This is a genomic window from Paenisporosarcina antarctica (genome assembly GCF_004367585.1).
GTDB lineage: Bacteria > Bacillota > Bacilli > Bacillales_A > Planococcaceae > Paenisporosarcina > Paenisporosarcina antarctica.
Genome location: NZ_CP038015.1, coordinates 1,981,768 through 1,994,381, shown reverse-complemented (window position 1 = coordinate 1,994,381; position 12,614 = coordinate 1,981,768). Strand labels below are relative to the sequence as shown.

Annotated in this window: 12 protein-coding genes; all 12 read left to right on the top strand. The window is 36.6% G+C overall.

Going from position 1 to position 12,614, the window contains the following annotated elements:
* Positions 1–39 precede the first annotated feature (39 nt).
* The 12 genes from E2636_RS09960 (at position 40) to E2636_RS09905 (ending at position 12,295) form a co-directional block, all read left to right on the top strand.
* Positions 40–1,110: a BMP family lipoprotein gene (locus E2636_RS09960; protein ID WP_134210061.1), complete on the top strand. Its 1,071-nt coding sequence runs from the start codon at positions 40–42 to the stop codon at positions 1,108–1,110.
* A 153-nt stretch (positions 1,111–1,263) separates the two neighbouring features.
* Positions 1,264–2,820, top strand: a complete 1,557-nt coding sequence (locus E2636_RS09955; protein WP_134210060.1) for an ABC transporter ATP-binding protein — start codon at positions 1,264–1,266, stop codon at positions 2,818–2,820.
* A complete protein-coding gene (locus E2636_RS09950) occupies positions 2,813–3,859 on the top strand; it encodes an ABC transporter permease (RefSeq protein WP_134210059.1) in 1,047 nt (348 codons plus the stop codon). Before E2636_RS09955 ends, E2636_RS09950 begins: the two co-directional genes overlap by 8 nt.
* The gene (locus E2636_RS09945; protein ID WP_134210058.1) at positions 3,859–4,818 is read left to right on the top strand and encodes an ABC transporter permease; all 960 of its coding nucleotides are present in this window, start codon (positions 3,859–3,861) and stop codon (positions 4,816–4,818) included. The genes E2636_RS09950 and E2636_RS09945 overlap by 1 nt, the downstream gene beginning before the upstream one ends.
* Positions 4,819–4,945: 127 nt before the next feature.
* On the top strand, positions 4,946–6,217 hold the full coding sequence (gene yfmF / locus E2636_RS09940; RefSeq protein WP_134210057.1) for an EF-P 5-aminopentanol modification-associated protein YfmF: 1,272 nt from the start codon (positions 4,946–4,948) through the stop codon (positions 6,215–6,217).
* Between the two features lies 1 nt (position 6,218).
* On the top strand, positions 6,219–7,523 hold the full coding sequence (gene yfmH / locus E2636_RS09935) for an EF-P 5-aminopentanol modification-associated protein YfmH (RefSeq protein WP_134210056.1): 1,305 nt from the start codon (positions 6,219–6,221) through the stop codon (positions 7,521–7,523).
* Positions 7,520–8,248 carry an elongation factor P 5-aminopentanone reductase gene (ymfI, locus tag E2636_RS09930; protein ID WP_134210055.1) on the top strand — a complete coding sequence of 243 codons (729 nt, stop codon included), beginning with the start codon at positions 7,520–7,522 and terminating at the stop codon, positions 8,246–8,248. The genes yfmH and ymfI overlap by 4 nt, the downstream gene beginning before the upstream one ends.
* Before the next feature lie 44 nt (positions 8,249–8,292).
* Positions 8,293–8,550 (top strand): DUF3243 domain-containing protein, encoded by a 258-nt coding sequence (locus E2636_RS09925; RefSeq protein WP_134210054.1) that lies wholly within the window; start codon positions 8,293–8,295, stop codon positions 8,548–8,550.
* 180 nt (positions 8,551–8,730) lie between these two features.
* Positions 8,731–9,528 (top strand): DUF3388 domain-containing protein, encoded by a 798-nt coding sequence (locus E2636_RS09920; RefSeq protein WP_017380892.1) that lies wholly within the window; start codon positions 8,731–8,733, stop codon positions 9,526–9,528.
* A 16-nt stretch (positions 9,529–9,544) separates the two neighbouring features.
* On the top strand, positions 9,545–10,414 hold the full coding sequence (locus tag E2636_RS09915; protein ID WP_134210053.1) for a helix-turn-helix domain-containing protein: 870 nt from the start codon (positions 9,545–9,547) through the stop codon (positions 10,412–10,414).
* Positions 10,415–10,463: 49 nt separating this feature from the next.
* Positions 10,464–11,042, top strand: a complete 579-nt coding sequence (gene pgsA, locus E2636_RS09910) for a CDP-diacylglycerol--glycerol-3-phosphate 3-phosphatidyltransferase (RefSeq protein WP_134210052.1) — start codon at positions 10,464–10,466, stop codon at positions 11,040–11,042.
* Positions 11,043–11,056: 14 nt separating this feature from the next.
* The gene (locus E2636_RS09905) at positions 11,057–12,295 is read left to right on the top strand and encodes a competence/damage-inducible protein A (RefSeq protein WP_134210051.1); all 1,239 of its coding nucleotides are present in this window, start codon (positions 11,057–11,059) and stop codon (positions 12,293–12,295) included.
* Positions 12,296–12,614: the final 319 nt, after the last annotated feature.

The following is a 12,614-nucleotide window of genomic DNA, read 5'->3' as shown; positions in this document are numbered from 1 at the left end:
CCTGCTAATATGAAAAAACATTTTTTGGGGGGTCTCAAATTGACAAAGCGTAAATTTGGTTTGGCTTTATCGATGGTATTAGCTGCTAGTACGATTTTAGGTGCTTGTGGTACTGCTAAAGATGAGAGTACGGAAACAAAGGGCGGAGAGACAGAAACAAAAACTTCTGATTTCTCTGTAGCAATGGTTACTGACATCGGTGGAGTAGACGACAAATCATTCAACCAATCAGCTTGGACAGGAATCAAAGAATTTGGCGAAGAAAATGGTCTTGAAAAAGGCGATGGTGGCTTTGATTATCTACAATCAACTTCTGACGCTGACTACAACACAAACTTAAACAAATTAGTACGTCGTGATTTTGACTTAGTTTTCGGCATTGGATTCTTAATGGAAGCTGCTGTAAATGAAATTGCTGGTCAACAACCAGATGCACATCTTGCGATTATTGATGCAGTAGTAGATCAGCCAAATGTGGCATCCGTATTATTTAAAGAGCAAGAAGGTTCTTACCTTGCTGGAGTTGCTGCTGCGTTGATGACTAAATCGAAAAAAATCGGTTTCGTAGGTGGTATGGAAATTCCTGTAATCGAGCGTTTTGAAGCTGGTTTCTTAGAAGGCGTTGCTGCAGTAGACCCTAACATTGAAGTTGATGTTCAGTACACTGGAGCATTTGACAAAGCTGAGCTTGGTAAAACAACAGCTAACCGTATGTATTCTTCGGGTGTAGATATTATTTTCCACGCTGCAGGTGGTACTGGTAACGGGGTATTCGCTGAAGCAAAAGAATTAAAAACCAAAAATCCAGATGCTTATGTTTGGGTAATCGGTGTTGACTCTGACCAATATGAAGAAGGTACTGTTGGCGACACGAACATTACGTTAACATCGATGTTAAAACGTGTTGACGTGGCTGTTAAAAACCTTTCTAAAATGGCTATGGATGGCGAATTCCCAGGTGGGGAAACAACTGTTTATGGTTTAACTGAAGAAGGCGTTGGTCTAGCAGATTCTCGTGGAGCAATTCCTGATGATGTATTAGCACAAATTGATGAGTATTCGAAGAAAATTGCAGATGGCGAAATCGAAGTTTCTGATACTGTAAAGTAATAATTAACTTGAATAAGTCATCATAAAGACTGTTTATTCAGTCTTTATGATGTTTTTGTTACCCTTTCTAAATTAATACAGGAAAGGTTTTACATTGGAAACCTTTCCTGTATTAATTTATTTTATTTCGATATTGCCGAAGGAGTGAATATAGTGGAACCCGTTATTGAAATGCTAAATATCCGTAAAGAATTCGGGAATTTCGTAGCTAATGACAATATTACCCTTCAACTTAATAAAGGTGAAATTCATGCGCTTCTTGGCGAGAATGGTGCAGGAAAATCAACTTTGATGAATGTACTCTTTGGTCTATATCAACCTGAGGGTGGAGAAATCCGTGTTCATGGAAATGTTGTAAAGATTACGGATCCAAATGTCGCCAATAGTCTTGGCATAGGGATGGTTCATCAGCATTTCATGTTAGTTGAAGAGTTTTCAGTTACAGAAAATATAATTCTCGGTAGTGAACCTACGAAAATGGGAATGATTAATGCAAAATCTGCCGCTAAAAAGGTGCAAGAATTGTCAGAGCTTTATGGTCTAGATGTAGACCCATATGCAAAAATTAAGGATATTTCAGTAGGTATGCAGCAACGTGTAGAGATTTTGAAAACGCTTTACCGAGGAGCGGAGATATTAATCTTTGATGAACCAACTTCATCTTTAACCCCTCAAGAAATTACGGAGTTAATTCAGATTATGCGTCGTTTGATTGAAGAAGGAAAATCTATTATTTTAATAACTCATAAGCTAAAAGAAATTATGGAAGTTTCTGATCGCGTGACCATTATTCGTAAGGGTAAAGGCATTGGTACTGTAGTAACTGCAGAGACCAACCCAAATGAACTCGCCTCCCTAATGGTTGGACGTCAAGTAGAATTTAAAACGATTAAAGGTTTGGCGAACCCAACAACGGATGTATTAAATATCAAAGATTTGTTTGTCACTGATTACCGAGGAATTGAAAAGGTAAGAGGTCTTAACTTAAATGTTCGAAAAGGTGAAATCGTTGGAATCGCAGGAATTGATGGCAATGGACAGTCAGAACTAATTGAAGCAATTACTGGATTGCGTAAAGTGAAAAGTGGCCATGTCTTTATAAAAGGTCAAGAAATTACTGGGAAGAGTCCACGTAAAATAACTGAATCTGGTATTGGACATATCCCTCAAGACCGTCATAAACATGGTCTTATTCTCGATTTTTCAATCGGACACAATATTGCATTGCAAACGTATTATACAGAACCTATTTCTAAAAAAGGGTTTATAAATTATTCACTCATTTCGAAAAAAGCAAATGAAATCATTCAGAAATATGATGTTCGAACACAAGGCGATCATGAGCCTGCGCGAGCATTATCAGGTGGTAATCAACAAAAAGCTATCATCGGTCGTGAAATTGATCGAGATCCTGATTTACTCATTGCTGCACTTCCTACACGTGGTTTAGACGTAGGTGCAATTGAGTTTATTCATCACAGTTTAATTGAACAACGAGATAAAGGGAAAGCTGTGTTGTTAATTTCATTTGAATTAGATGAAGTAATGAACGTCTCTGACCGTATTGCAGTTATCTATGAAGGTCAAATTGTAGACACATTAGATCCTCTTGAAACGAATGAACAAGAACTTGGTTTATTAATGGCAGGTCAAACAAACAAGGTAGCTCATTCTCATCAAGTAAAAGAGGGGGGCGACTCGCATGTCTAATCGTATTGTTAACATTCTAGTTCCTGTAATCTCTGTTATTTTAGGTTTACTTGTAGGAGCTATCGTCATGCTAGTTAGTGGATACGATCCGATTGCAGGGTATTCCGCCTTATGGAACGGGATTTTTGGAGACGTCTATACTATGGGTGAAACGATACGCCAAATTACGCCTTATATTCTAGCTGGTTTAGCTGTAGCATTTGCTTTCCGTACTGGGCTATTTAACATTGGTGTTGAAGGTCAATTAATTGTGGGTTGGTTTGCAGCTGCTTATGTTGGAGTAGCTTTTGATTTACCGAAAATGATTCACTTGCCACTCGCAATTCTCGCAGCCGCAGCCGCAGGTGCATTATGGGGATTCATCCCAGGCCTTTTAAAAGCTCGTTTTAAGGTTCATGAAGTAATTGTCACCATCATGATGAACTACGTTGCTCTTCACACAACAAACGCATTAGTACGTGCTATCTCAGATGGGGGAGACAATACCGGTCCAATTAATCCAAATGCTTCACTTCGCTCAGATTTTTTAGCGAATATGACAGATTTCTCTCGTTTACATTATGGGATAATTATTGCACTTGTAATGGTTTTGGTAATGTATATTATTTTAGAGAAAACAACACTTGGGTTTGAATTAAAAGCAGTTGGATTAAATCAACATGCATCCGAATATGCGGGGATGAATGTCAATAAAAATATTATTCTAGCAATGGTTATTTCAGGTGCATTTGCTGGTTTAGGTGGGGCAATGGAAGCACTGGGTACATTTGGGTTTGCTTCAGTTAAAGGTGGATTTACAGGAATTGGGTTTGACGGTATCGCTGTAGCATTACTTGGAGCGAATACACCTCTTGGTATTATATTTGGTGCAACATTGTTTGGGTCATTAAAATATGGGGCAACCAATATGCCAAATGAAGCAGGTATTCCAGAGGAAATCGTATCGATAGTAATTGCGATTATCATTTTCTTCGTAGCATCAGGTTATGTTATCCGATTACTTGTACAACGCTTCAGTAAGAATAAGGAGGCGAAGTAATGAGTTTATTAGAAGTATTATATTTCCTTGTTCCTGCTGCAATCTTTTATGCGGCTCCTCTAATTGTAACCGCCATTGGTGGTGTGTTTTCTGAACGTTCGGGTGTTGTTAACATCGGCTTAGAAGGACTCATGGTCATGGGAGCTTTTATTGGAATCTTGTTTAATTTATCATTTGTTCATATTTTTGGTGCAGGTACACCATGGATGGCACTTTTAGCTGCCATGATAGTTGCTTCATTATTTTCTCTATTACATGCAGTTGCTTCTATAACATTTAGAGCAGATCATGTTGTTTCGGGTGTAGCTATTAACTTGTTGGCTATAGCTCTTTGCCTATACCTTGTTAAAATGATTTATGGAAAAGGACAAACGGATTTTATACAAGAACGTTTCTTACGTGACGACATCCCATTTTTAAAAGACATTCCAGTTTTAGGACCGATGTTTTTCCAAAATGTCTATGCGACTTCGGTTTTAGCAATTGTAATTGCCATTCTTGCATGGGTCGTACTATATTTCACGCCTTTTGGATTACGCCTGCGTGCAGTTGGTGAACACCCAATGGCAGCTGATACGATGGGGATAAATGTCACACGTATGCGTTATATTGCCGTGATGATTTCAGGCGGTTTAGCAGGTATTGGTGGTGCAATTTATTCTCAATCAATTTCACTAGACTTTAGTCACTCAACTATTAATGGACAAGGTTTCATGGCTCTTGCTGCTTTAATTTTCGGGAAGTGGCATCCACTTGGAGCAATGGGAGCGGCATTATTCTTCGGATTTGCACAAGCACTAAGTATTGTCGGGGGTTCAATACCCTTTATTGAAGATGTTCCTAACGTATTCTTATTGATTTTGCCGTATGTCTTAACAATTCTTGCTTTAGCTGGTTTCATAGGGAAAGCACATGCGCCAAAAGCTTTAGGTACTTCGTATATTAAAGGCAAAAGATAATCATATATTTTTGAGACTAAGCATTTGCTTAGTCTTTTTTTATAGTGTTTAATTGCAATCATTTATGAGCTCCATGTATAGTAAAAGAAAGGATTCGGCATATTAAAGAGATATAGGAGGGATTTCAATGTTTCAATCTATAAAGTTACAACAAGGCATTCATTTACATATTCGTCCAACTGATCAATTTAAAACCGTAAATTTTGCTTTTAAATTTAAACAGGCCTTAACAAATCGTTCCGCATCAGAACGCTCGGTACTTGCAAATGTATTGTTACACAGTAATGAACTCTACCCATCAAACCCAGCATTTCGAAGTCATTTAGATGAACTTTACGGTACGATTATGTACTTGGATTCAAGTAAAAAAGGCAGCGATCATTATATTACCTTGCTCGCTGAGTCCGTTAATGATCATTATTTGTCTACAGATGGCGTGTTAGATCAAGTGCTTAACTTATTGCAAACCGTTTTATTTCAACCAAATTTCGAGCAAGGGAAATTTAAAGAATCTATAGTTAAACGCGAAAAAGATTCTGTTACTCAACGTATTGAGTCTCTTTACGATGATAAAACTCGCTATGCACAACATCGATTAATTGAACTTATGCGTCCCAATCATCCAGCGTCAATTGGTGTAAATGGAACAATTAGTGATGTTTCCGCTATCACAAAAGAATCACTATTTGAAGCATACGATAAAATGCTTAAAGAAGATGATTTAAACATTTATGTTGTTGGCGACGTCGACGTTAAAGAAATGACATCTAAAATAAAACAAGCATTTCCATTTATTTCACGTGATATAAAGCAAAAAGTACCCCATCAAAATATTCAACATCCGACTGTTGAGGAAAATTATGTAAACGAATTCCAAGATATGAAGCAAGGAAAACTGCATATTGGTTATGAAACACCTGTGACGTTTAGCCATCCTGATTTCCCGAAAATGCAAATTGCAAATGGTATATTTGGCGGTTATCCTCACGCAAAACTTTTCTTAAATGTACGTGAAAAAGAGAGCATGGCTTATTATGTGTCAAGTTCGTTCTCTTCAGCCTATGGTCTTGTTTTTGTGTTAGCTGGGATTGACGCAAGTAAGCAAGAAAAAGCTGTACGGTTAATTGATGAGCAGCTTGATTTAATGAAAAAAGGTGAAATTTCACAAAATGAAATAGACCAAACAGTTGCGATGTTGAAAAATCAAATAAAAGAGGCACTTGATTCTGCACGAGGTCAAATCGAGATTTTCGATCAATATAAAGACCTGGATGAAAAATTCTCAGTCGAAAATTTAGTCCGAAATTGGTCGTCAATTACTAAAGATGATATTCAAGATATGGCGAGGTCAATAAATAAACAAATTGTGTATTTATTGTCCGGAAAGGAGGAACAGTGACATGAATGAGCTTCACTTTAAACAATTAGACGAAAAGCTATTCCATGAAAAAATGAATAATGGCTTAGAAGTTTATATTTTACCGAAAAAAGGATTCTCTAAAACATTTGTCACTTTTACAACAAAGTATGGTGCGATTGATAGTACTTTTGTGCCTCCCGGGGAATCAGAAGAAGTTACAGTGCCAGATGGAATTGCCCACTTCTTAGAGCATAAGATGTTTGAAAAAAAAGACGGTGATGTTTTCCAAACGTTTAGTGGGTTTGGTGCTTCGTCCAATGCATTTACTTCGTTTACGCGAACCGCTTATTTATTTTCTGCAACGGATCACTTATATGAAAATACAGAGACTTTATTAAATTTTGTGCAAGAACCATATTTTACGCAAGCCACTGTTGAAAAAGAAAAAGGCATTATTGGCCAAGAAATTACAATGTATGATGACCAACCTGATTGGCGTTTATATTTTGGGACGATAGAAAATTTATACAAAGATCATCCTGTAAAAATTGATATAGCAGGTACGATTGAATCCATTGATGAGATTACAGCTGAACATTTGTATACATGTTATGAAACATTTTACCATCCATCGAATATGTTGTTGTTTGTGGTAGGTGCAGTAAATCCAGATGAAATGATGACATATATTCGTGAAAATCAGAATAAAAAAGAATTTGCGGAACCACAACCAATAAAACGCTCTTTTCCACATGAACCAATAGAAGTGGCAATAAAAGAAAATAAATTGTACATGGATGTTCAAAAACCAAAAGTCTATGTGGGCTTAAAAGCGAAAGAGACATCACTACAAGGTGAAACAATGATGAAGCAAGAAATGGCCATTCAACTAGCTCTTGAATTAATATTTGGACGTTCTTCAGACTTTTATGTGGAAGCATATGAACAAGGTTGGATTGATGAATCATATGCATTTGATTTTACACTTGAAAAAGGCTTTGGATTTGCAATTATTGGATCAGATACTTCAAAACCTAAAGAATTGATAGAAGGTGTGAAGAAAGAACTGAAAAAAGTTGAAGAAAAATGGCCATTTGGTCAAGTGGATTTAGATCGAGTTCGTAAGAAAAAAATCGGCTATTTTCTGCGTGCATTAAATTCCGTTGAATTTATTGCTAATCAATTTACACGTTACACGTTTAATGAGATGAATTTATTTGACGCAGTTCCAGTATTAGAGCAAATGACTGTAGCAGATTTACAACAAGCATTCACTTCTATTCAAGGAGAAGAACAACAGACAGTATTTTCAGTTCTTCCAAAGAAAGACCAAGAAATTTCTTGAAGAAATTCGCCTGCATTTTTGGAGCATCTGGTGAAATAGGGCAATCTATTGCGCTGGAAATGTCTACTCAAGGTTGGAGCTTGTACTTACATTTTCATGAAAATAAACTTGCTGTAGAAAAATTATATACACATCTCCAAGAACTTTTTCCGCAACAAGAATTTCATGTCTTTCAAGTTGACCTGGGACGTAATGAAGATGTCAGTAATGTATTAGCACAACTATTTGAAGTTCAAGCAATTATTTTTGCATCTGGCCAAGCTCTGTATCAATTACTTGAAGATACTTCTCTCCAAGATATGGAATCTGTTTGGCGAACACATGTGCAATCACCCATGTTCATTATCGGTCAATTAGCATCAAAATTAAGAAGGTTTAATACTTCGTATATTGTCTTTATTGGCTCGATATGGGGAGAAACAGGTGCAGCGGGAGAAACCGTCTATTCAGCGGTTAAAGGCGCACAACATGCATTTATAAAAGCATACGCAAAAGAAGCTGGCTCTTCCGGTGTTAGAGTGAATGCTATTGCTCCAGGATATATTGATACTAAAATGAACGAATCACTTGATGAATATGAGAGGGAAATAATTGAAAATGACATTCCTTTAAAGCAAATTGGTAAGCCACAAGATGTGGCAAATCTGGTGTCTTTTTTAACAAGCGAAAAAGCAGATTATATTACAGGACAAGTGCTAAGCGTTAATGGTGGTTGGTACATATAAATTCTTTTTATTGCACATACTACATGTGAAAAGGAGGAATGAACATGGCTTTGCTTGAAAACTGGCAAAAATGGACCCACTTTCTAGGTACAAATGTAATGAATGCCGAATCTACTGGAATGACTAAAAAAGCTATTCAATCTACAGCATATGAAATCGGTGATTACTTAGCTAAAAATGTGGATCCGAAAAATGAGCAAGAACGTGTACTTGCTGACTTATGGTCAGTGGCTTCAGAAGATGAACAACATTCTTTAGCGAACATGGTTGTAAAATTAGTTCAACAAAAAAATGTGCAATAAAAGAAAAGAAGGACATACGTCCTTCTTTTCTTTTTCCTTTTCTTACGTACAAAAATCAGATATGATAGAACCTAGAGCAGTTTAACAGCGTCATCTATTTAGAAGACTAATTAATATATGTCTTTTAAGGGAAATAAAAAACTGCTTCTTTAATATGTTAGGCAGAAAGGTCGTTACAATATGCGTGAATGGTATTTTGAATACGAAATACAAAAAAACCGACCAGGATTGCTCGGAGATATTGCTTCATTGCTCGGAATGCTTCGTGTGAACATCGTCACCATTAATGGTGTAGACCAGGGAAGACGGGGAATGTTACTCCGTGCAGAAAATGAAGAGCAAATTGAACGTTTTGAATTAATTGTTTCTACGATGGATACAATTCGAGTTACAAAATTGCGAACACCGAAATTACGTGACATTTTAGCAGTTAGACACGGACGATACATACAAAGAGATGTGGATGATCGCAAAACATTCCGTTTTGTTAGGGACGAACTAGGTTTACTCGTAGATTTTATGGCAGAGTTATTTAAGCAAGAAGGACACAAGTTAATCGGTATTCGAGGTATGCCTCGTGTAGGGAAAACTGAATCTGTAGTTGCAGCTAGTGTTAGTGCGAATAAAAAATGGGTGTTTTTATCGTCGACAATGATTAAACAAACCGTTCGAAATCAATTAGCTGGTGATGAATATAACGATAACAACATATTTATTTTAGATGGTATTGTTACTAAACAATCGACAGATGAACGCCATTTACAATTAGTGCGAGAAATGATGCGTCTTCCTACAATTAAAGTAGTTGAACATCCTGATATGTTCATCAAACAGTCAGAATATTCACTTGAAGACTTTGATTACATAATTGAATTGCGACATGAACCAGATGAAGTAATAACGTACGAAATCATGGAAAAAAACCAGATGATGTCTGAAAGAGGTAATGTAGAAGGCTTCGGTGGTTTTAATTTTTAACAGGCAGGTGTTTTAATTGACTGAATTAGGAACTCGTTTGAAAGAGGCGAGATTGGCAAAGGGATACAGCTTAGAAGATTTACAAGAAATGACTAAAATTCAAAAACGCTATTTGTCAGGTATAGAGGAAGGCAATTATAGTATGATGCCCGGATCTTTTTATATTCGAGCATTTATTAAGCAGTACGCTGATGCAGTAGGGTTAAATTCTGATGAATTGTTAGAGTCGTATAAGCAAGAATTGCCTTCTACTTCTAGTGAAGAAATGCAACAAACAATGACATCTGCTCCTACTAGACGCAGATCAATAACAAAATCTTCTAATCGCATGGGCGAAGTTTTACCGATGGTTACGGTAGCAGTGATCATTATTATTGGTATCGTAATTTTTTGGCTATTATATCAAAACTTAATGATGAAGGACAATAATCCAACAGAGACGCAAACTGACCAACCTGTGTCAATTGAAGAACCTGAAACAAAAGATGAGACTTCTGCTGTAGATTCTGAAACAGAAGAAGAACCAATCGAGGAAGAACCCGTTGAAGTAGTAGAACCAACACAAACGATTGAAATGGGCAAAATCGACGGTGAAACAACCAATTATACACTTTCCGAAACGGATACATTTTCACTGAAAATCGTCGCGCGCGGAAGAGCTTGGGTCGGTGTTAAAAATCAATCTGGAGCAGAAATGTTAGGTCGTGAATTAGCTGAAGGTGAAACAGTTACACTAGATTTAAGTGACGCTCAAACTGCTCGTATTCGAGTTGGTGCATCACCACAAATTGATGTATTTATAAATGATGAAAAAGTAGAATATGGAATTCCAACGACTGATAGATTTACTCAAAATATGATGATTCAATTTTCTAATCAGCAATAGTCATCTCTAACAAGATGGCTATTTTCTTTGAATCGAAAGGAGACAGATAATGAATATACCTAATCAAATTACAGTTTCACGAATAATAATGATCCCAATATTTGTAGCCTTTATGCTTATTGATTTTGGTTGGGGAGATCTTACCCTTTTAGGGGCAACTTTACCCGTGGAGCATCTAATTGGAGCGATAATTTTCATTTTTGCAGCAGTCACTGACTTTATCGATGGATATTATGCACGTAAACATAATTTAGTCACAAAGATGGGCATGTTTTTAGATCCACTTGCAGATAAATTATTGGTTTCCGCAGCTCTTATTATTTTAGTTGAACTAGGTTTTGCACCTGCCTGGATAGTTATCATAATTATTAGTCGTGAATTTGCTGTAACAGGACTTCGTTTAATATTAGCTAATGAAGGAGAAGTTGTAGCTGCAAAGCAATTAGGCAAAATTAAAATGTGGACACAAATTATTGCAGTTTCTGCATTGTTACTTCATAACATTGTTTTTGAAATGTTCTCCATACCATTTGCTACGATTATGTTATATGTGACATTGATCTTTACAATTTGGTCTGGATGGGATTACTTCTATGCGAACCGCCGTGTATTACTGGATTCTAAATAAGGGCGTGATTGAAAATGAATGCTGAAATTATTGCTGTAGGGTCAGAACTATTATTAGGTCAAATTACGAATACAAATGCTCGTTACATTTCGAGTCAATTAGCTGAACTTGGTGTAAATGTGTATTATCACACTGTAGTAGGAGATAATGCTGAGCGTTTAAAACAAGCCATTGAGCTTGCAGAGTCGCGTGCAGACTTAATCATTTTCTCAGGTGGACTTGGACCAACAAAAGATGATTTGACTAAAGAAACCATTGCAAAGCATCTAGGAACTGAGCTCATTATGGATCAAACCGCTATGCTATCCATTGAAGCATTTTTTCAACGTGTCAATCGTCCAATGACTGAAAATAATAAAAAACAAGCACTCGTTTTAGACGGTTGTAAAGTATTAGCGAATCATAACGGTATGGCACCAGGAATGTTCTATTCACATGATCAACATATTTATATTCTTCTACCAGGGCCACCGAAAGAAATGGAACCGATGTTTCAATTCGAAGCAAAACCATTATTAGCTAGTACGTTAAATCATGGAGAGATTATCGTATCTCAAGTATTGCGTTTCTATGGAATTGGTGAAGCAGAACTAGAAACACAAATCATGGATTTATTAGAAACTCAAACAAATCCTACGATTGCACCTCTTGCTTCTGATGGCGAAGTCACTTTACGTGTAACAGCTAAAACATCAAGCGAAGAAGAAGCTTGGCGATTAATTCATGAAACCGAACAACTTTTGCTTTCTCGTGTAGGTGACTACTTGTATGGCTACAATGATGAATCTCTAGCATCAAGTACAACGAAACTATTAATTGAGCAAGGATTGACTATATCTGTAGCAGAAAGTTTAACTGCTGGATTGTTTCAATCTGAACTAGCTGCCATTCCAGGAGTTAGCCAGACATTAGTGGGTGGCGTTGTTACATATACTGCTGATTCAAAAATGAACCAACTAGGCGTTTCAAAAGAAATTATTGAGCAATACGGTGTTGTTAGTGAAGAATGTGCGACAGCCATGGCAACTAGAGTGAAAACAATGTTCAAAACGAATATTGGGGTAGCCTTAACCGGTGTAGCAGGTCCAGGTGAACATGATCATCAACCAGCTGGCACTGTCTGGATTGCGATTATTCTTCCGAATGATGAAGTTGTGACACATGAATTGCATTTAAGCGATATGCGAAATACCAATCGTTTACGTGCAGTAAAACGAACTTTTCATTATTTAATCCAACTGCTATCCACTTAGAAGGTTGAATTAAATACGCTCTAGTCCTGAAAAGTTATTCCGGAAGTTATAAAAGTGTGACGTGAGACAATCTTTCTTTGCTATAAGTGTCGAATATGGACATCTTTTTAATAAGTGTCTGACAAAAATTGCTAGCGTCTCTTGTGACGTTAGCAATTTTAGTTAGGGTTTCCGGCAAGAAGAAAATTTATTTTAAGAAAAGTAGGTATAATTAAATTTTCAAGGCTTGATTAGGTATAAAAATTAGATTTTATACTGTTTTTTAAATTCAAAATCTGATTTTGTTAAAATTAAAACAGAATAAACGTTCGCTTTTTTC

Excerpts from the sequence above, each read along its gene's own strand:
- E2636_RS09950 (WP_134210059.1), top strand. The coding sequence starts at position 2,813 with ATGTCTAATCGTATTGTTAACATTCTAGTTCCTGTAATCTCTGTTATT.
- E2636_RS09945 (WP_134210058.1), top strand. The coding sequence starts at position 3,859 with ATGAGTTTATTAGAAGTATTATATTTCCTTGTTCCTGCTGCAATCTTT.
- yfmF (WP_134210057.1), top strand. The coding sequence starts at position 4,946 with ATGTTTCAATCTATAAAGTTACAACAAGGCATTCATTTACATATTCGT.
- yfmH (WP_134210056.1), top strand. The coding sequence starts at position 6,219 with ATGAATGAGCTTCACTTTAAACAATTAGACGAAAAGCTATTCCATGAA.
- E2636_RS09925 (WP_134210054.1), top strand. The coding sequence starts at position 8,293 with ATGGCTTTGCTTGAAAACTGGCAAAAATGGACCCACTTTCTAGGTACA.
- E2636_RS09920 (WP_017380892.1), top strand. The coding sequence starts at position 8,731 with ATGCGTGAATGGTATTTTGAATACGAAATACAAAAAAACCGACCAGGA.
- pgsA (WP_134210052.1), top strand. The coding sequence starts at position 10,464 with ATGAATATACCTAATCAAATTACAGTTTCACGAATAATAATGATCCCA.
- E2636_RS09905 (WP_134210051.1), top strand. The coding sequence starts at position 11,057 with ATGAATGCTGAAATTATTGCTGTAGGGTCAGAACTATTATTAGGTCAA.